This is a genomic window from Brevibacillus borstelensis (assembly GCF_003710865.1).
Lineage (GTDB): Bacteria > Bacillota > Bacilli > Brevibacillales > Brevibacillaceae > Brevibacillus > Brevibacillus borstelensis.
This window is the reverse complement of record NZ_RHHO01000001.1, coordinates 114,848-133,429: the sequence shown is the minus strand read 5'-3', so window position 1 is coordinate 133,429 and position 18,582 is coordinate 114,848. Positions and strand designations below refer to the sequence as shown.

18 protein-coding genes are annotated in these 18,582 nt (G+C 49.8%); 6 read left to right on the top strand and 12 right to left on the bottom strand.

The genetic code is table 11. The annotated features are described in order from the left end of the window. Positions 1 to 12 precede the first annotated feature (12 nt). Positions 13 to 1,254 (bottom strand): beta-ketoacyl-ACP synthase II, encoded by a 1,242-nt coding sequence (gene fabF / locus EDM54_RS00650; RefSeq protein WP_003389362.1) that lies wholly within the window; start codon positions 1,252 to 1,254, stop codon positions 13 to 15. Positions 1,255 to 1,692: 438 nt separating this feature from the next. Between fabF and EDM54_RS00645 the strand changes: the two genes are divergently transcribed. The 3 genes from EDM54_RS00645 (at position 1,693) to EDM54_RS00635 (ending at position 4,591) form a co-directional block, all read left to right on the top strand. Then, positions 1,693 to 2,343, top strand: coding sequence for a hypothetical protein (locus EDM54_RS00645; protein WP_003389363.1), 651 nt, complete (start codon positions 1,693 to 1,695; stop codon positions 2,341 to 2,343). Positions 2,344 to 2,615: 272 nt separating this feature from the next. Further along, on the top strand, positions 2,616 to 4,055 hold the full coding sequence (locus EDM54_RS00640; protein ID WP_255320294.1) for a serine hydrolase domain-containing protein: 1,440 nt from the start codon (positions 2,616 to 2,618) through the stop codon (positions 4,053 to 4,055). A gap of 152 nt (positions 4,056 to 4,207) precedes the next feature. Further along, the gene (locus tag EDM54_RS00635) at positions 4,208 to 4,591 is read left to right on the top strand and encodes a GNAT family protein (protein ID WP_003389365.1); all 384 of its coding nucleotides are present in this window, start codon (positions 4,208 to 4,210) and stop codon (positions 4,589 to 4,591) included. Here EDM54_RS00635 and EDM54_RS00630 read toward each other — a convergent pair. Further along, entirely contained in the window at positions 4,555 to 5,127 is a 573-nt protein-coding gene (locus tag EDM54_RS00630) for a GNAT family N-acetyltransferase (RefSeq protein ID WP_003389366.1), read from the bottom strand. The two genes, EDM54_RS00635 and EDM54_RS00630, sit on opposite strands and share 37 nt — an antisense overlap. Before the next feature lie 295 nt (positions 5,128 to 5,422). Between EDM54_RS00630 and EDM54_RS00625 the strand changes: the two genes are divergently transcribed. After that, on the top strand, positions 5,423 to 6,304 hold the full coding sequence (locus tag EDM54_RS00625) for a GNAT family N-acetyltransferase (protein ID WP_122957589.1): 882 nt from the start codon (positions 5,423 to 5,425) through the stop codon (positions 6,302 to 6,304). A 185-nt stretch (positions 6,305 to 6,489) separates the two neighbouring features. Here EDM54_RS00625 and EDM54_RS00620 read toward each other — a convergent pair whose 3' ends face one another. From EDM54_RS00620 to EDM54_RS00590, 6 genes are all read right to left on the bottom strand, one after another. Further along, complete coding sequence (locus tag EDM54_RS00620; RefSeq protein ID WP_039070029.1) at positions 6,490 to 7,485, bottom strand: hypothetical protein; 996 nt, start codon at positions 7,483 to 7,485, stop codon at positions 6,490 to 6,492. A gap of 373 nt (positions 7,486 to 7,858) precedes the next feature. Continuing rightward, a complete protein-coding gene (locus EDM54_RS00615) occupies positions 7,859 to 8,470 on the bottom strand; it encodes a TetR/AcrR family transcriptional regulator (RefSeq protein ID WP_003389369.1) in 612 nt (203 codons plus the stop codon). A gap of 593 nt (positions 8,471 to 9,063) precedes the next feature. Further along, positions 9,064 to 9,492, bottom strand: coding sequence for a VOC family protein (locus EDM54_RS00605; protein WP_003389374.1), 429 nt, complete (start codon positions 9,490 to 9,492; stop codon positions 9,064 to 9,066). 303 nt (positions 9,493 to 9,795) lie between these two features. Further along, positions 9,796 to 10,305, bottom strand: a complete 510-nt coding sequence (locus tag EDM54_RS00600; protein ID WP_003389375.1) for a tetratricopeptide repeat protein — start codon at positions 10,303 to 10,305, stop codon at positions 9,796 to 9,798. A 63-nt stretch (positions 10,306 to 10,368) separates the two neighbouring features. Beyond that, positions 10,369 to 11,754, bottom strand: coding sequence for a 23S rRNA (uracil(1939)-C(5))-methyltransferase RlmD (gene rlmD, locus EDM54_RS00595; RefSeq protein WP_122957621.1), 1,386 nt, complete (start codon positions 11,752 to 11,754; stop codon positions 10,369 to 10,371). A 403-nt stretch (positions 11,755 to 12,157) separates the two neighbouring features. Then, complete coding sequence (locus EDM54_RS00590) at positions 12,158 to 13,048, bottom strand: diacylglycerol kinase (RefSeq protein ID WP_003389377.1); 891 nt, start codon at positions 13,046 to 13,048, stop codon at positions 12,158 to 12,160. Between the two features lie 127 nt (positions 13,049 to 13,175). Between EDM54_RS00590 and EDM54_RS00585 the strand changes: the two genes are divergently transcribed. Both EDM54_RS00585 and EDM54_RS00580 read left to right on the top strand, forming a co-directional pair. Then, a complete protein-coding gene (locus tag EDM54_RS00585) occupies positions 13,176 to 14,156 on the top strand; it encodes an ROK family glucokinase (RefSeq protein ID WP_003389378.1) in 981 nt (326 codons plus the stop codon). A gap of 195 nt (positions 14,157 to 14,351) precedes the next feature. Then, positions 14,352 to 14,819, top strand: coding sequence for a helix-hairpin-helix domain-containing protein (locus tag EDM54_RS00580; protein ID WP_122957587.1), 468 nt, complete (start codon positions 14,352 to 14,354; stop codon positions 14,817 to 14,819). Positions 14,820 to 15,087: 268 nt separating this feature from the next. On the opposite strand, the gene EDM54_RS00575 is transcribed toward EDM54_RS00580, so the two are convergent. The 4 genes from EDM54_RS00575 to EDM54_RS00560 all read right to left on the bottom strand — a co-directional run bounded on the left by EDM54_RS00575 (position 15,088) and on the right by EDM54_RS00560 (position 18,539). Then, on the bottom strand, positions 15,088 to 16,002 hold the full coding sequence (locus EDM54_RS00575) for a DMT family transporter (RefSeq protein ID WP_024983569.1): 915 nt from the start codon (positions 16,000 to 16,002) through the stop codon (positions 15,088 to 15,090). A gap of 143 nt (positions 16,003 to 16,145) precedes the next feature. Next, entirely contained in the window at positions 16,146 to 17,327 is a 1,182-nt protein-coding gene (locus EDM54_RS00570) for an ABC transporter permease (RefSeq protein WP_003389382.1), read from the bottom strand. After that, on the bottom strand, positions 17,327 to 18,055 hold the full coding sequence (locus EDM54_RS00565) for an ABC transporter ATP-binding protein (RefSeq protein ID WP_003389384.1): 729 nt from the start codon (positions 18,053 to 18,055) through the stop codon (positions 17,327 to 17,329). The genes EDM54_RS00570 and EDM54_RS00565 overlap by 1 nt, the downstream gene beginning before the upstream one ends. A 133-nt stretch (positions 18,056 to 18,188) precedes the next feature. Continuing rightward, positions 18,189 to 18,539: a hypothetical protein gene (locus EDM54_RS00560; protein WP_122957586.1), complete on the bottom strand. Its 351-nt coding sequence runs from the start codon at positions 18,537 to 18,539 to the stop codon at positions 18,189 to 18,191. Between the last annotated feature and the right edge of the window lie 43 nt (positions 18,540 to 18,582).

Here is an 18,582-nt window from a genome sequence, read left to right as displayed (position 1 = left end):
CCCTCCCACAACTTACCCTTGCCATTCCTTAACAACGATACAAGCATTGTACCCGCCAAAACCAAACGAGTTGTTCAAAACGGCCCGTACTCGATGCGCCTGCGCCTCATTTGGCACATAGTTGAGATCGAATCCTTCATCGGGCTCGTGGAGGTTAATCGTTGGCGGCACGATTTGATGCTGCAGAGTCAGGATGCAGGCAATCAGCTCGACTGCACTGGCCCCTGCCAGCAAATGCCCTGTCATCGACTTTATGGAGCTGACGGGAATGGACCTGGCCTTTTCACCAAACAGCTTCTTTATCGCCAGCGTTTCGATTTGGTCGTTCAATCGCGTACTGGAACCGTGGGCATTGATGTAGTCGATGTCAGCAGGTGCAAGATTGGCATCCGCAATTGCATTTTTCATCGCCATAATCGCGCTTTTCGCTTCCGGATCAGGTGCCGTGACGTGATAGGCATCTGTAGTGGAGCCGTATCCGGCTACTTCCGCGAGGATCGTGGCTCCTCTTTTCTTGGCAGACTCCTCCGACTCCAGCACAACAATTCCCGATCCCGCACCAATCACGAAGCCGTCCCGGTCCTTGTCAAAAGGGCGGCTGGCCGCTTGCGGATTGTCGTTCCGAGTGGATAAAGCCTTTATTTTACAAAAAGAGGCCAAGTCAATAGGCGTGAATTGGCCTTCCGTTCCGCCGGCAATCATAACATCCGCTTCTCCGTATTGAATCGCTCGGCAGCCTTCGCCAATACAGTTGTTTCCTGTTGCACATGCGGAACCCCAGGCCCCGCTTTTGCCTTTTGCCCCTACCATGATCGAAACTTCGCTTGTCGGGGCATCCACCAGCGAGGCAAATGCCAAGTAAGAGCTGACTTTTCGATACCCGTGCTGAAGCAGGTCCTGATAGTTTTCCAGAATGAGCCTCGTTCCACCCATGCCTGTTCCGACAATCACTCCCACGCGGTAGGGGTCTAGTTGACGCATGTCCAATTTTGCCTGGGAGATAGCTTGCTTGGCAGCCACGATCGCATACTGTGTAAAAGTTTCCATCCGATTTTTTTCTTTTGGGGTAAACCATTCATCGAGGTCAAGGCCTTTTACTTCTGCACCGATAGTCGTCGGAAACCCTTCGGCATCAAAAGCTTGAATGTAGTCAACCCCGCTCACGCCCCGTACAACGTTTTCCCAAAAAGTTTTGACACCTACTCCTATTGGCGTAACGACACCCATCCCGGTAACAACTACACGTTTTTTCATGATGAGTCCCCTTTATTCCAACAATTTACACCTATCATACAAAGGGAGGTTTTCTCAGACATCCGTAAATCCCGCAACAATTCACAACCCAACGATTGCAAGGGAAGTAATTCATTCATCCCATAGCTGGGAGCATACAAAGTATCTAAATCCCTATTTTTACATTATTTTCTTGATAAAAGCACCATGTGGTGTATACTCTCAGTATATAAATCGTGAGCAACAGCCAATGATTACTGCAAAAAGTCCGGCCACATACAATTCAGTAGGGAATGGCGAAAGGATTGCTCCATTCCTTGAAAAAAGGAACAGTGCCTTCCTGGCAAGTTCATCTATGTTCAGGGAAAAAAGGATGGGAGGGATTGTTTACCTGGTTATATCAGCATGTTGAATAAACACAGCATGTACTCGCACACTTTTTTTAAAAGGAGGCAGCAAATGGATTATATTTTAACGCATAAATGGGCTTTCCTTATTGTCGCGGAAGTCATCTTTTGGGTTTCCATCATTACGTTCTTGATCGCCAGATATTGGTTCGGCAAAAAAACTCTCAGCTTTGTTTTTTTTCTGCTGTTTATCGTCAATGACCTATGGATCGCTTCTTTAGGTTTTTTTGACTACTTGCATACAGGGCAGTTTTCCAGTTATCAAATCGTTGTGCTGGTTGTTTTTGTATATGCCATCACGTATGGAAAAAGCGACTTCAAAAAGCTTGATTACTATATCCAAATCTATGTTGCCAAGTGGAAGGGACTGCCTGCTCCCAATATCGAACCGCCGAAGAAGCTGGTGGGAAGGGAACACGCCCAAAAAGAACGGAAACATTTTTACATTCACTTCTCTGTCTATGCAATAGCCCACCTGGTTTTCTATTTTTTGTTCGGGCTGTCCTCACGGTTCTACGAAATAACAAGTATGGGCGATTTTTTCCGTGAATTTTTCTCAGCCAAGGAAGGCCTCCTGCCTTTTGCCAATCCGACAGTCAATAACCTCAGCAGGATTTGGACCTTGATTTTTGTCATCGACAGCATATTCGCTCTGTCGTATACCGTATTTCCGAAAAGCGAGAAGTCTCGTGGCCTGTTATGAACACACATTCCATACTCCAAACAGAAACAACCGCCAAGAAATGTCCTCTATGCTTCTTGGCGGTCGCTTTTTTTCATGCAACTATCTCAAGAAGCAAGAGTTTCCACTCTATTTCAAGAACACTCCAGTGGCCAGAAGTCTAACGGTTTTTTAAAGAATTTTTTAAAAGTTTTTATATTTTCAAATAAATTGTTGTTCTTACCGGAATTGCAATGTAATATATATACATATTTGTGATGTTGTTACAAAATAAAAAGGAGTGTTTTCTATTCATGTCCAAGAAAAAGAAGTTGTTGCCACTGGCAGTCAGCGCCTTGTTGGTAGGTGTACTCACCACTCACTCTTTTCTTTTGCCATCGCATGCATCTGCACAAACACCTAATCCTGATTCTCAGATCGGACAAGACCTCGACCAAGAGGATGATCGTGTCGGAGATTCTGATACCGCAGAAGATAGTCTCGGAGATTCCGTTACTGAAGAAGACAGCCTGGAAGATTCCGTTACCGAAGAAGATGGCGTCGGAGATTCCGTTACCGAGGACGGCAGCCTCGACGATTCTGTTACCGAAGAGGGCAATCTCGAAGATTCTGTTATCGAAGAGGATAACGAGTCTTCCGTTCGTTCCAAGTATGATCACACCAAATTTTTAACACTTTTTGACAAAGATAAAATCATTAATAACTTCCGATCCATGAATAAAATTTTTCCCAGCCACAAGATCAAAAACGATAAGAAGAACACCTTTACGTTCAAAAAGAAGCTCCGCGATTTGCCCAATTTCACCTATACCTACAACAAGCAGCAGCACAAATTTGAAGATCTGCTGAAGCGAACGGTAACAACCGGCCTGCTTGTCATCAAAGACGATAAAATCGTTACCGAGCGATATTACCACGGAAATAGCCAGAAAACATTGAATACATCCTGGTCCATGTCCAAGTCGTTTACCTCTGCACTGGTCGGCATCGCCATTGACGAAGGCTACATAAACAGCGTCGATGATCCCATCACGGATTATCTTCCGGAGCTGAAGGATTCCGGTTATGACGGCGTATCGATCAAGGATATTCTCAACATGGCTTCCGGCGTCAAATATCCGGTCTATGAAGAGCCTTTTATCACCGAATGGTACAATCGACTATTTGTGGAGAAGGAATCCTTCAATGAGATGATGACGACCCTGCCTTCGGACGCATCCCCCGGCACCTTTACCTACAAAGGGTCCGATACGCAAGTGCTTGGCATGCTCATCAAGAAAACAACAGGCAAGCAGCCATCCAAATATCTGGAGGAAAAAATCTGGAAGCCGCTCGGCATGGAACACTCCGCATACTGGAACACCGACCTGCACGGCGATGACATGACGTTTGCCTATCTGAATGCCTCCCTGCGGGATTACGCCAAGTTTGGCCGGCTGTACTTGAATAACGGCAACTGGAACGGAAAACAGATCATCTCCGAGGATTGGGTAAAAGAAACGTATATCGGCAGTGAAGGCTTCCCATTCTACAAGTATCAATGGTGGATTCCGCCAAGCCCCGACCCGGACAATAAGGAAATTTTGGCCAACGGCATTTATGGACAAAATATTTACGTCAACCAGAATGAAAATATGATTATCGTGAAGACTAGCGTGAATTCTTCCGAAGAGGATTTGGGAGAAGAGATTACGGTCTTCCGGGAGATTGTTGAATTGTTCAAAGACGAGTAGGATTATCTTTTCGTATAACAGTTCAAGCATTTTGAGACAAACAATCTGAACGTTGAATTTATGCCGCTTCGCTACTCGCAAGATGTGCAATGTGAAGGAAATACGATGGAAGGAAAAAAGGATTCAGCCTCTTCTCGTTTGAAGAGGCTGATTTGTTTGTCAGCATATTATGGGAGGGTGAAATTGCCGGTTGCCAAGAAAAAGATCATGAAAGATTGGTAGATATTTGGTACCGGGCTGTAGTTCGCACCCACACTTTCCTGACGGAAGAAGATATTCAGTTTTACAAAAACATCGTTCAAAACGAAGCAATGAAAGAACTTGAGGTCTGGGTGGCAGTAAACGAGCTTCAAGAACCAACCGGATTTATTGGACTGAATGGGCCGAAATTCGAGATGCTGTTCGTCGCCCCTGATCAGCACGGGAAGGGAATTGGTACGCGCCCTTTTTTCCCCGCTTTCCGTTTTTTTGTGTCAAATACATATCAAACCCTTTTGTTTTATTCATTTTTATACTCATTTTTTAGAATGCTGTAGATCTCCAGGTCAACTACGCCCTTCCCCGACCATACGGTTGCTTGTCGCAGTGTGCCTTCTTTGACAAACCCATTCTTTATCAATACCTTCTTTGAAATTTCGTTTGGAGGCATGACTTCGGCCTGTATTCGGTTTACGTTCACTTCATGAAACAGAAATCGTACCAATGCTTTCACAGCCTCTGTAGCAATCCCTTTCCCCCAGTGCGCTTCCGCCAAAAAGTACCCGATCGTCACCATATTCACCTTCTGGTTAAAATCGAATGCTTCGATGATGCCAACCAGTTTGTCGCTTTCAACATGAGTGAATATGCCCCATTTTACTCGGGACTTTTTATTGAAGTCCCTCTCAAAATGCCCGATCATCGACTTCACCGTCTCTTTATTGTGCTTCGGGATGATTCCGCAATATTCAAACACCTTGTCATTGCTGTAAATCTCAAATACATCCTCCAGATGATTGGCATCAATCTTTTTCAGGATGAAACGGTCGGATTTTATGATCGGAAACTCATCGAAAACGGCATTCGTATCCATACGTGATCCTTCCCTTTCGGCGTCGTTGGTATCGTGCTACAAGTATTGAAACAGCAGGCTTTTCGCAATTGCCTAAGATCATCCCGAGAATTACGGTGAAATGGCTGATTGGGATAATGTTACTTTCGCTCACTCTCCACTTTTTCCCTTTTCCTTTTTGCTGCAATACGCTATATTCCACGCAAGTAATCGTCAATCTTCATAAGCCGGCGAGGTGTGACAGTGGTAAGCTAGGAGAGAAGCTTGCTCGAACTGCCTGTTTATCCTCAATTTTTTAATTCAGGGGGCAACTGGAATGCGTGAACTTGCATTTATGAAGAATTATAAAACCAACGAGGCACTTCGAAGGAGTTTATCCGAACTTGCTGCCAGCACTTTTGGCATCCAATTTGAAACGTGGTATCAAAAAGGGTTTTGGAATGAACGGTACATACCCTTTTCATTTGTTGAGGGAGAAACCGTTGTCGCAAATGTTTCTGTTAACCTGCTTTCGCTCATTATGGATGGCGAGAAGAAAAAAGCGATACAAATCGGAACGGTCATGACTCATCCGGAATATCGAAAACAGGGACTGTCTGCAAGGTTGATGAACAAGGTTTTAGAGGAATATGAAAATCAGTATGATTTCATGTACCTTTTTGCGAACAAAACGGTTCTCGATTTTTATCCCCGGTTTGGATTCAAACCGGCAGAAGAGCATCTCTTTTCGATGGATTTTACGCCAAGTCCGAGCCCTAGTGCGGATACAGGCATTCGAAAGCTTACTGTAAAGGATGAAGCTGATCTTCGTTTCATTTACAGGCTTGCTTCAGAAAGGCTGCCTGTTTCTCAGCGTTTTGGAACGGATGGCGCTCAAGGAATCTTCATGTTTTATTGCCTGAACGTATTTGGCGACGATCTGTATTACTTGGAAAACGAGGACGTTCTTGCGATCTATAAAAAGGAAAACAATTACCTCGATCTTTTCGATGTCATTAGCACGAAGGAAGTCAACATTCACGATATTTTGACCAAGATTGCAGGCAGCGATACGGAAAAAGTAACGTTCCATTTCACTCCTGACTATGAGGGGATCGAAGTAAAAAGCGAGATCTATGATGGCGGTTTATTTGTAAGAGCAAATGAGGGTAACATCTACCCCCCATACGTTAAACATCCGATCACATCCATTGCTTGATGTCAAAACTGCCCGCTTTTGGTCGGGCAGTTTTTTTGAAGCATAATTTCTTTCGAGGGACTTTCGGCTGCCTTTCAGACCAGCAGTTCCCCCGCTTTCTCCCCTGCTGTAGTGTAAACCTCTCAGTTATCCCATTTGTCGACCCGATCATTCAGCAATACACTCTGTCGGGAGGGCTCCGTGTACTAGAATTGTAGCTTCTCCATAGCTTCGTCTAGTATTTGTTCTTTCACATTCCTGGACAGCTCGTATGTGTCATGCTTCAAAGCGTAAGGGTTTACTTCTACCTTTTTTCCTGCCTCTGCCTCTTTTTGAACGAAGAGAGCTAATGAATCCACTGGATTCGATGATTCTTTCAGCAGTTGAGTCTTCAAGGTCTCCAGCAAGTGATGGTGGCTCATATCCTGGAACTGCAACAGCCCGTCTGTACACCTGCATTGCGATTCGTAATCTCCATAATGATTGACAACCTCCCAATCAGACCATTTCTCTTGAAGTTGTTGGGAGATGTTTGGGATTACATTTGCATGCCAAAATTCCAATCTTCTCCGTTCCATATCAATATGGAAGCCTCCGATCGGAAAATCATGGGACCATTCACTTAAAGATATACGTGGATACCCATAGGCTTTATCTATTCGATTTACCAAATCAGGTCCATATGGCAAATAATTATCGATCCCTCCCCATAATGGAAACAGTAGCATTTCGTTTGGAGAAAACTTTACGCTTGCCACTGTATCAACCCAGTCTTTCTCCTCCGGAGGAGCTAAGCTCGTATGAGCGCAATCGTTTTTACGACCCGTTAGCACTTTTTCCTTTGGGTAACCTACGTAGGCTGCCAGGTCTACAATACCTTCGTAAGCCCATTTGATTTCCCACCCCTCCCAAATGTATCCCATAAGTTTTACATAGAGATCTCTTAGCGGAATGTTGTAGCGTATATCTTCGCCCCCATAGAACATTACCTTTTTTTTATCTGCATCAAGAATGGCTCCGCCTTCAGCCCAAGCATCATTCAACCATCCAGACTCATCTACCTTCGTCTGCATTTCGATAAATTTGATAGCGTATTGTTCTCCCCAAAATATATTTTTGGGCAAGGTGTTTGCACACCAGTGGCTGTAATACAACTCGTATGAATGATTTCTCACAATGATCAGATTCGCTCGGTGTCCCATTGTACTCCTCCGTTCAATCGGCTTGACTTGGACTATTATTCCATTTTAAAGACAAAAACCCTTCCAATGGTTGGAAGGGGCTCGCACCGGTAGAACTTGTTATGAATCATTCCTGACGCATAGTAAACAACACAATTGAAGCGTCCTGTCCAATAAAATAGCCTGATTCTAGTAAAGATGTTTTCGTTTAGGTTTGGGCAATAGAACATCAAAATAGTAGCGCCACACTCCCCACATGACTTGTGTACGTAAATATTGGGAAATTACCTATATCTTTGGTCTGTGTGGTGAGACAAGGGAGAATCTAACCCTAAACCGTATCGTTGCCAGCGATGCGATCTCCCGCTCACCAATTTCACTACCATAAGCTGGTTCACGTCGCACCGGGGGAGTGAATTGTATTTTGCTTGAATCCTTCCAAGAAAACAGAAAGAACCTCCATTGTTTCATCCAAAGCTTTCGGCTGCGCGGATTCATTGGCAAGCCAGAGGGCCGCTTCATTCAAACCGCCCGAAATAAAATGGGTCAGGACATCGAGGGGAATCATTCGAAAATGTCCTTGTTTCTGCATGATAGCAAGCTGCTCTCTCAATAAACGCATGGAGTGGTTCTGGTCCATTTCCCTCCAGGTTTCCCAACCGAGAACCGCCGGACCGTCTACCAACATGATTCGCCTATTGCTCTCTTCAACAGCAGCCATAATGAATGCCCGGCAACCTAAGTAGAGCTGCTGCCATGGATCTTCGCTCGTCGAGGCTTCCGCTTCCACTCTCTTGGCAACTTCTCGTTGGACATCTTCCAATACGGCTCGAAACAATTCCTTCTTGCTGCGAAAATGATGATAAACCGCGCCTCGCGTTAGTTTCGCTTCATGGACAATCGATTCCAATACCGTATTCGCATAACCATACTCGGTAAAATGGGTTCTGGCGATTTCGATCAATTTACGTATCGTTTCCGTTGTCTCCGCTTTGCTTCTCCTCATGTTAAACAACTTCTCCATTCATCAGCACATATGCTCCCAAGATTACTACAGTTCCTTTATTATTGCCAACGCATCCGGATCTCCGGACTTCACTTGCGACCTTAATGCATGACGGACCACGCTCGGACCATGTTCCCACCCCCTGCACAGCTTATCGGCTATCCATGTTATAGTGACCCGTTTGTAATCCTTCGTCAAATCATTCACATGATTGGCCACAGACCGTCTGACATAGCCCAAACCGTCATTCAACAAAGGCTCAAGCAAGTCAAGATTTCGCAAGGGATCTCCGCCGAGTGCGTTCATCCGCTTCGCCCAAGGAAGACGAGGTCGAGTTTCTTCACTGACCAAACGACGCACATGAAAATTGGGATCGTACGACCAGGTTTTAAGTGTCTCCATACATTTCTCCGGATAGCAGTAGAGATAAGGGCGGATTGCATATTCCGCGGTATGGCGTTTTGTAATTTCATACAAGGCGTCCATTGAAATCTGGAAATGCTCACCCCATATGGTTCCACGAAATTGGCGACAGGCATCAGGAAGTAACCTTCAGTGAACATTCCCTGCTCACTCCCAATGTTGGCGGCCCCTTATTTCCAGATTTCTTCGACATATTGGCTGTTGAAATCACCTGTCGGAGGAATGACGGTTATGACATCGATCAAGACTCCGTTGGGGTCGGAAGTAATGAAATGCCGCTGTCCAAAATCCTCGCTTCGGATCTCAAGCTCGAGGGGAAGCTTGGCTCCCCGTATCAGACGTTCGTATTCGGCATCAACGTCGTCAACTTCAAAGTTAAGGATTAACCCTTTTACTTTCTTTCTATACTCGTCGGGAATGGTCGGATGAGCTGCGTCGAGAATTGCCAACTCGAATGGGATGTCATTGCCGGACATTTTCAAGCTTACATACCAATCCGCCTCGAAGACCTTCTCAAATCCAAAGTGTTCTATGTAAAATGCGGCCGTGGTTGCAACTTGCTCTGTTAGAACGACGGGATAAAAGCTGGATACTTTCATGATAAAACCCCTCTCGGTATGGTAAGCTCATTATACATACATACAGAATGTATGTAAATGAGTAATTCTGACTTCTGGATCGTCTCGTATTGTTGCACCCAGCAATTTCATCGACAATTTCGTTGTCTTGCTCGTCCTGCCAGGCAAACTACGTGTGGAACGAAGCATCCGATCTGCCCCTTCATCAACTCCACGAACTGCGAAAAAAAACACAGCCGAATTGGCTGCGTTATGTATACGTATGGTGGAGTTTAGAAATGTATCTCGTCAAACTTAACAGTACGTTTAAACTTGGTTGCTCATTCATGATGATCTTTCGTCAAGATGCGTTGAGTAGTATAATAGTCCTCGTTTGAAATACTGAAGTTTCTCATCATTTGTGGTCTCCAGCAAATTAGTCAAAACGATTTCCATTGCTTCCTTGTAACGTTCCGTATTGTACAGAACCATCGCGTACAAAACCTGGATCGCCCGGTTATGCGGAAACTCTTTCACACCTCGTCGCAGTACCTCCTCCGCTTGCTCGTAGTTTCCCAAATAGCGGCAGGTGCTGCCCAGACCGAGCAAGCATCTCTCCAGGTCCGGTCCCGAGAGTCCCAATTCAAGGGCACGTATATAGTACGGAACGGCCTGTGCCCCCAACCCGGAGTTGTCATGCGCCACTCCGGTCTGAAAGAGTATCTCCGCGTCATCGGGGTATGCTGCCGCCAACTCTAAAAGAAGTGTTCTGGCTTCCTGCAGAATCACCTGGTCTTGCTTGGCCCGCCCTTCTTCCCGCAGGCGAATGGCTTCTGCTAAACGATCTCTTGTCATCGTTTACCTCCTGTTCTGCTCAGCCCATAATGCCTCTTTTTTATAGTGGGGAATATATATTTTTTAGTTTACAGCAATATCCCTCCGCACTAACAGCGAGCAACACTCCACATGCCCCGTATGCGGGAACATATCCACCGGCTGCACTTCCTTCACCTCATACAACTCCGCCAGCACCTTCAAATCCCTCGCCAGCGTCGACGGATTGCAGGAGACATACACTACACGCTCCGGCTTCATCTCCAGGATCGTCGTCAGCAGCGCCTCGTCACAGCCCTTGCGCGGCGGGTCGACCACGATCACATCCGGGCGGATGCCCTGCTCCTTCCAGGCCGGGATGACAGCCTCGGCTGGTCCGGTCTCAAACGTCACATTTTCAATCCCGTTCAGCTCGGCATTGCGATTCGCGTCGGCAATCGCCTCTGGCACGATCTCCACCCCGTACACATGGCGGGACTTCTGCGCCAGAAAGAGCGATATCGTCCCGATCCCGCAGTAGGCGTCGATCACGGTCTCTGTTCCCGTAGCCCCGGCATACTCCAGCGTCTTGTTGTACAAAACCTCGGTCTGCACCGAATTCACCTGATAAAACGAGCGGGCAGAGATAGCGAACTTGATCGGTCCGATATAGTCGTAGATGACGTCGCTTCCCCACAGCGTAACCGTCTTGTCCCCGAAAATGACATTGGTCCTGGCCGGGTTGATGTTTTGCACGATGCTTTTCACATCGGAAAGCTGCTCACGGATGGACGCGACCAGCTTTTCCTTTTGCGGGATAAATTCCTCCGTCGTCACCAGGACGACCATGACCTCGCCTGTGCGAGCGCCGACCTTGACGACCACGTGACGCAAAAGTCCGGTATGGTTCACTTCGTCGTATGGCTTGATCTGCAGCCTTGCTGCGAGCTTCTTGACGGCCGCTACCGCTTCGTCGTTGGCGGGATGCTGGATCATGCACTCGTCCATATCGATGATCTCATGGGAGCGCTCTGCGTAAAAGCCGCCGACCAAAGCCCCGTTCTGCTCGCCGATCGGGACCTGTGCCTTGTTGCGGTATCTCCACGGATCGCTCATACCCAGTGTCGGATGAACCGTCACAGCACCCTCCCCTTCTACGGAGAAGCCGCCGATGCGGCGCAGGTTGTCCTTGACGATCTGCTGCTTATGGACGAGCTGCTCCTCGTAGGCGAGATGCTGCAGCGAACATCCGCCGCAGCGGTCGTACACCGGACAGGGCGGGAGAGCCCGGCTCGGACTCTTCTCCACCACTTCCAGCAGCTCGGCAAAACCGAAATTCTTTTTGACGTGATTGACCTGGACGCGAACCCGTTCTCCCGCCAGTGCTCCCGGCACAAACAAGGTGTACCCTTCCACCCGTCCGACACCGGCTCCTTCGTGGCTCAATCCGGTAATGTCCACGTCTACGATTTGCCCCAATTGCACGGGCAATCCCGCTAGCTGCTTGGGGTGCTTTGGCCGCGCTGGCTGTTTTGCCTGATTTCGTTGCTCTGCAGGATTGTGCTGGTTCCTCTGGTTTTGCTGCTTCGCATCGCTTTGCTGTTTCGGCTGCTTTAGTCTCCCCTGCTCTATTTGCCTTGGCTGCTTCGGCTGTTTCGCCTTGGCTGCCGCCTGTTTTCCACGCTGATCCTTTGCTGTCTTAGCCACAAATCTTTTCTCCTTTTAGAAAACGGAAGCGGCGCCATTTCGCTGCATGACGCCCCGTCATTTTTGCACGTTTGACCCACATGCCTGTTACTGCTTCATTATTGCTAGTTCACTGTTCATTTTTCTCTGTTCACTATTCACTTTTCCTTGTTCACTGTTCATATTCTCTTCTTCCCTGACATTTCCGCTACGGCACAAACAACTCCAAATGCCCCGGCAGCGCCTTGATCTCGCAAGGAAGCTGTCCTCCGAGCTCGCCGTCCATGTTGAGCTGCACCGTTTGTCCTCCCGGCGTGGTCGCTTTCAGGTAGTCGGTCTGAAAATACAGGATGGACGGGTCTTTCAGGTGTTCCCCTCGCATAGCCTGCGTCGCCAGACGGATAAACTCGGCGATGTTCGTTTTCTTCACGACGATGAGGTCGAGCTTGCCGTCGCTGAGATTGGCGTTTGGCGCCAGGCGGTCGAAGCCGCCGAACGAATGGCTGTTGGCGATCAAAAAGACCATGATCTCTTCGTCGATGAGGACTTCATTTTTCGTCTCCAGCCGCACGTGAATCGGGTGCAGAAAAGGCAGTTTTTCCAGCCCTTTGACGTAATAGGCGAGCTGGCCCATGACGGTTTTCAGCTTGCTCGGCACTTCATACGTCAGGTTGGTCAATGATCCCCCGCCGGCAATATTGATAAAATAACGGTTATTGATCCGTCCGATGTCGACTTTTTTCTTTTTTCCAGAAGCGATGATGCGGCATGCTCTGCCAACAGAGCGGGGGATGCCGAGGGCTCGGGCGAGATCGTTGCTGGTGCCGCACGGGATGATCCCGAGGGCAGGGCGAGTCTTTTTCTCGGCCATGCCGTTGACGACCTCGTAAATGGTACCGTCTCCGCCTGCAGCGATGATGACGTCAAAACCGCGGGAAACGGCACGAGCAGCTTCCTCGGTGGCATCGCCTTCTCCTTTTGTCGCGTGGCACGACGTCTCATATCCAGCCGATTCCAGCAGATCCAGTATCTCCGGAAGACGGCGGCGAATGATTTCCCGCCCGGAGCTGGGATTGTATATCAATCTGGCTCGTTTCAACGCATTCCCTTCTTCCTGTCACGCTCTTGGTATTCTCTCTACTCATCATATCCTGTATAGCCATTTTTGGGAATCGCTATGCTGCTGACGGCATGATAAGATAGGAAAAGATAACCTTCGGGTATGAATGGAGGAGCTTGATGTGAATACGGTCATCGTAGGCGTCGACATCGGTGGCACTGCAATCAAAATGGCTTTGCTGAACATGGACGGGATTATGCTGGTCAAAACACAGGAGCCTACGCCGGTAGCAGAAGGCGAAGACGGAATCGTCCAAAAAGTAGCCGATATGATGGATCATTTGCTGCAAGGTCAAGGTTTGCATAGAGAGCACGTGGCAGGAATTGGCGTCGGGGTGCCTGGCACTGTAGACGGAAAAAACGGAATCGTCCGGGAAGCGGTCAACCTGAACTGGCGCAGCCCTGTTCGACTGCGCGACAAATTGGCCGCCTGTACAGGACTGCTGGTAGCTGTAGAGAACGATGCCAACACCGCTACTTTGGGCGAAATGTGGCAAGGCTCCGGCCAAGGCGCTCAAGACCTGGTGATGATTACGCTTGGAACAGGTGTGGGCGGCGGCGTCATTTGCAATGGCCAGATCGTCGAAGGCATCAACGGCATTGCCGGAGAGATCGGCCACATCTCGATGGCACCGGAGGGCGGTCCGCTCTGCAACTGCGGAAAAACGGGCTGTCTGGAGACCTACACGTCAGCTACTGCTTTCATACGCGCTGGACGAGAAGCGGCTGAAAACGGAACAAGCCCTTATCTGGCCGAGCTGCTTTCCCGCAACGGAGAGGTCAAGGCTAAAGATGTTCTGGATGCCGCCAGGGCAGGAGACAAAGGGGCGCTTGCCATCGTTGACCGGGCGGGACTTTATCTCGGGCTGGCATTGTCCCATTTGGCGATTCTGCTGAACCCGGCCAAGCTGATTATTGGCGGAGGGGTTGCGGCTGCGGGCGACTTTCTCTTTGCCCGCGTTCGCGAGTCGTTCTGCCGCTTTGTGCCGTTCCCATATGTCGTGGAGGCGACGGAGATTCTTCCCGCGACCTTGGGCAATGACGCCGGTGTGATTGGCGCGGCTTGGCTGATCCGTTCCCGTACGTAACTGTTCCCGGGAACGAAAAAAGGACGCTTCGAGGGCTTCTGTTCTCCCGGCGTCCTTTGCATACATAGGAAGCTAGTCCTTCCCTTTACGACTGTCTTCTTTCTTGCCTCCGTCTTTGTTTGGCCCGCGATACTTGGCACTTAACAATGAATAATGAACAATAAATGATGAATAGAAAAAAAGGAGAGTTCTCCCATGCCGATCCGTTCACAAGCAAAAACAAAAACGCCAAAATTGCCGCTGACCGAGGCAGAACGAACCCAACTGCGCCGCGCCAAGCTGCTGCTGACAGAGGTCGGTTCACAGCATCCCGAACACTTGTCGGCTCAGCTCGGCACTTCTTTTGAACGAGCAAGGGAGCTGATCGCTCTCGCCGCCTTCCAGTCCGTTCCCTCCATTGGCCCGAAACTGGCCGAGGATTTGGTGCTGCTCGGCTACTACAGCCTAAGCGAACTGCACGGTCTAAAAGGCGCCGACCTCATCGACGCCTTGGAGGGCAAATACGGCTGCCAGATCGATCCGTGCGTCGAGGACCAGCTCCGCTGTGTCATCCACCATGCGGAAAATCCGGGAAGCGATAAACAGTGGTGGGATTTTACCGGGGAGCGAAAAGCATACCGGGAGCAGCACGGCTATTCGCCGACCCGTCCCAAGCCCCGGTAGATGCCGATACACTGAATGCCCCGGCCAGCCCCTAACCCCGGCAAACGCCGATAGACCGAACTGGCCCGTCACTAGCCTCGGCAAACACCGATAAACCGAACTGGCCAGCCCCTAGCCCCGGCAAACACCTTTAAACTGCCTCTGGCCCACCTCTAGCCCCTCGCAAACACCGATAAACGGACCATACCACTCCTAGGGAGCAGGGGAAATCTGTTAAACAAAATTCGTACAAGGCCTTTTCTCCAGCTAACCAATATCCCCCAGCCAATCACGTAATCTGTTTTGCATCTGCTTCCTCCGTCTGCTGGCCTGCCTGCCTGTTTTGGCTGCGCACGATCAGAACGGCTCCGAGGAGAACCGCAAACCCGCCCAGCATCTGCAGCCACCCCAGTCTCTCCCCGAACAGCAGTGCCGAAAAACCGATTGTCACCACGGGCTCAAGCGTGCTGAGCACGGACGCCCGCGTAGAGCCGATGAGCTGAATTCCGCGAAACAGGCAGCCCATCGCGAGGATCGTGGAAAAGAGAACGATGCCCCCCAATGCGAGCCACCCCTGACCGCTGAAATCCAATGCCGGCTCCCCGTCCTTGAGCGCCAGCCCAAAGGTAGAGATGGCCGCAAACAACGACACATAGGCGCTCGTTACATATGGAGAAAGACCTGTCACGACGCGGTTGCCGACGATGAAGTAGACGGAGTACAGTACTGCCGCAGCCAGAGCCAGTCCGACTCCGAGCGGCTGAATGCCGTCAAATGAAAGGCCGAGAACCAGAACAAGTCCCGCAAGCGATAAAGCCATGGCACCGATCGTCTGCTTTCGCAGCGCTTCTTTATTGACGAAATAGTTCAAGACCGCCACATAGACGGGAAAGGTGTACAAAAGCAGGGCCGCCATAGAGGCCGGAATGTACTGCACTGACGAGAAAAAACTCAGTGACTGCAGCGTGTACAAGACTCCTCCCAGGCAAAACAGGGCCAATCCCTGCTGCCTGCTAATCCTGAGCGGCTCCCGCTTTACCGCCATCCAGACAAAAAACAGCAGCGCCGCCAGCAAAAAGCGCAGGAACAACAGGGTAGACACCGACGCCCCTGCCTCGTAGGCGTAGATCGCAAAGATGGACATGACGCCAAATCCTGCTGCGGACGCAAATACGTAGAGCACTCCTGCATAGAGCGCGTTCATTTTCTGTCACCAGCTTTCTGCGTATTGATCCAGCTTGTGAAAAATATCCGAGCGATGTCGCCCGTCATTTGGCCTTTCTGAGCGTTTCACCTCTCCCGGCCTACGCTGGGGCACTGCATAGCGGCGTAGGCCGAACAGCCTGCCTATCCTTTAATCACTGCACCCTCCCGGCGGAAGAGGCGGGCGGACAAGGCCAGAATGCCAGCCACATACAACAGCGAGGTCCCTAATCCGACGATCACGTGCCAAGGGTCAATCGCTCCGTAAAAGACCTCTTTGCACAACGCAACACCGCTGAAAACGGGAAGTACGTAATACCACTCGGGGATGTCCACGGGATTGAGCGGCATCATCATGTAGGAGGGGATCATGGCCAGAACGACCACACCAGTCATATAGGTCTGTCCTTCTTTAAACGATTTGGCTATCGTGCTCAAAGTCAGCTCCAGACCGGCAAACATCGCCGCCAGCAAGAGAATGGTTCCCGCCAAAACCACGAGCGAGCCAGGCTCCAAAAAGCTGAAGGAAAACGCCGCTTCCGCTTTGGTCAGCGGGCCCATCCGAAACACAAACGAGAGGGAAAGCAGCGATGCTGTCGCGCTGATACAGCTCATGACCATGACCGCGAGAAGCTTCGCTGTCAGCAGTTGATTCGCCGCGATGGGAGCAGTCAACAGCGCCTCGAGTGTCCCGCGTTCCTTTTCTCCCGCCACCAGGTCTGTAGCAGCAGCGATTCCGCCAGAGGCCAGCGACAGCACCAGCATCAAGGGGATGATCCCGGCCAGCATGCCGCCCGCCTGACGGTCCTTGGACGCCGTATTGTCATATACGGTCTCGATCGGCTTGATCGCCTGCTCGGACAAGCCCGCCTGACGCAACCGCTTGGCCACAATCTCGGAGCTGTATTTTTTTACCGCTTCTTCAATGATGGAACGGGCGTACACTGATTTTTGGTTGGTGGAATCGTAAGCGACCGCCAGCTTTACGGGCTTCCCCGCTTTTACCTGCTGATCGAAGCCGTCCGGGATGGAGATGATGGCCCGCAGCTTGCCCTGCTGCAAGTCCGCTTCCGGATTCGGCGAGTTCAACAGTTTCACACCAGGAGTCTGTTTCAGGTAGTCGACAAGCACAGACTGACCGCTGATCGAAATCGGTACGTAGGAGCGTGCTTCCTTTTCAACGTTGTTGTAAGACGTGCCCAATAAAAAAAAGACAAAAGGAATAACTACCATGGGTATGACAAATGTGCCAATCAAGGTTTTGCGGTCGCGAAGAAGATCGGTCAGCTCTTTGCGGAAAACGGTCCAGACGATGTTCGTTCCCACTACCGCCCCCCTCCTTCTACCATGGTCATGAAGATATCGTCCAGATCATTCATCTTCACCTGGTCACGGAGGGCGTCAATCGTCCCCGCATAGCTCAGCCTGCCCTTGTGCATAATGGCGATCCGATTGCACAGCCTCTCGATTTCCCCCATGTTGTGACTGGAAAACAGAATGGTCTTGCCCTCCTCCTGCAAATGGGCCACCATCCGGCGAAACATGTTGGCGGCAGTCACATCAAGGCCGGTCGTCGGCTCATCCAGCAAAATGACATCCGGATCGTGCACCAGCGTGCGGGCAATGGCTACCTTTTGCCTCATCCCGCGTGAAAAGCCGCCCACCCGGCGATCCATAAACTCGCTCATATGCAGCATTTCGCCCAGCTGTTCGACCCGCTTTTCGAGGGCATCGTCGGCCAAGCCGTACAGCTTGCCAAAATAAGCAATGTTTTCCCGAGCCGTAAGCCTGCTGTAAAGGCCCACATCTCCGCCAAACAATATCCCGATGCGGCGGCGTACCTCCACCGGCTCGCTCAGAACTGAGTAACCGCGAATCCGGATATCACCTGACGTCGGTCGGAGGATGGTAGCCATCATCCTCATCGTCGTCGTTTTGCCCGCTCCGTTTTCTCCGAGCAGCCCGTACACTTCTCCCTTTTCCACGAAAAAGGAGACGTCATCGACCGCTGTCAGGTGTCCAAACCGCTTGCTTACCCGGTCTACTTCGATCACCTGTATTCCTCCCGCCCTTTTTGGTCAAGGTTCAAAAAGAAAGATCTCGCTCCCGAAAGAGGAGATCCTGCTCTTATAGTCTACCCATATCCAAACAAAATCAGAATCTTGCAAACACTTTCATTTCTCCTCCCTAAGCGAGGGAGAGAACCGGGTATTTCTCCTTCCATTTGCTTAGCGAGAAGCCGGAGAACAGCTTCAAAAACGCTTCTGTATCATTGATGTAATGGCGGTTTTCCCTGGCCTCGCCGTGGTGCTCCAGATAGAGGATGGCCACCAGTCGGTTGACCGGCACCCCTTCGGCTTCCTGGTCGTAGATGCCTTTTTCCGCCAACACTTTTTCAAAATAACGCACATACGTGACTGTTATGCTTTTTTGCTGGCCGACTTTTTCATAGCTGGCCATCGAACGCTCAAAGGTATCGGCAGGCGATCCGCCCTTGCTCGGCGGCACGCTTTCTCCCGCCACAGACAGGATTTTCATGCTTTAGAAACCTCCTCCACGCAATCTACTTTCCATTATAGGG

What these genes read in the sequence shown, in the direction of transcription:
- EDM54_RS00575 (WP_024983569.1), bottom strand. Translation starts at nt 16,002, where the DNA reads ATGAACGCGCTCTATGCAGGAGTGCTCTACGTATTTGCGTCCGCAGCA.
- EDM54_RS00600 (WP_003389375.1), bottom strand. Translation starts at nt 10,305, where the DNA reads ATGACAAGAGATCGTTTAGCAGAAGCCATTCGCCTGCGGGAAGAAGGG.
- EDM54_RS00580 (WP_122957587.1), top strand. Translation starts at nt 14,352, where the DNA reads ATGCCGATCCGTTCACAAGCAAAAACAAAAACGCCAAAATTGCCGCTG.
- fabF (WP_003389362.1), bottom strand. Translation starts at nt 1,254, where the DNA reads ATGAAAAAACGTGTAGTTGTTACCGGGATGGGTGTCGTTACGCCAATA.
- EDM54_RS00560 (WP_122957586.1), bottom strand. Translation starts at nt 18,539, where the DNA reads ATGAAAATCCTGTCTGTGGCGGGAGAAAGCGTGCCGCCGAGCAAGGGC.
- EDM54_RS00645 (WP_003389363.1), top strand. Translation starts at nt 1,693, where the DNA reads ATGGATTATATTTTAACGCATAAATGGGCTTTCCTTATTGTCGCGGAA.
- EDM54_RS00640 (WP_255320294.1), top strand. Translation starts at nt 2,616, where the DNA reads ATGTCCAAGAAAAAGAAGTTGTTGCCACTGGCAGTCAGCGCCTTGTTG.
- EDM54_RS00625 (WP_122957589.1), top strand. Translation starts at nt 5,423, where the DNA reads ATGCGTGAACTTGCATTTATGAAGAATTATAAAACCAACGAGGCACTT.
- EDM54_RS00630 (WP_003389366.1), bottom strand. Translation starts at nt 5,127, where the DNA reads ATGGATACGAATGCCGTTTTCGATGAGTTTCCGATCATAAAATCCGAC.
- EDM54_RS00615 (WP_003389369.1), bottom strand. Translation starts at nt 8,470, where the DNA reads ATGAGGAGAAGCAAAGCGGAGACAACGGAAACGATACGTAAATTGATC.
- EDM54_RS00605 (WP_003389374.1), bottom strand. Translation starts at nt 9,492, where the DNA reads ATGAAAGTATCCAGCTTTTATCCCGTCGTTCTAACAGAGCAAGTTGCA.
- EDM54_RS00620 (WP_039070029.1), bottom strand. Translation starts at nt 7,485, where the DNA reads ATGGGACACCGAGCGAATCTGATCATTGTGAGAAATCATTCATACGAG.
- EDM54_RS00585 (WP_003389378.1), top strand. Translation starts at nt 13,176, where the DNA reads ATGGAGGAGCTTGATGTGAATACGGTCATCGTAGGCGTCGACATCGGT.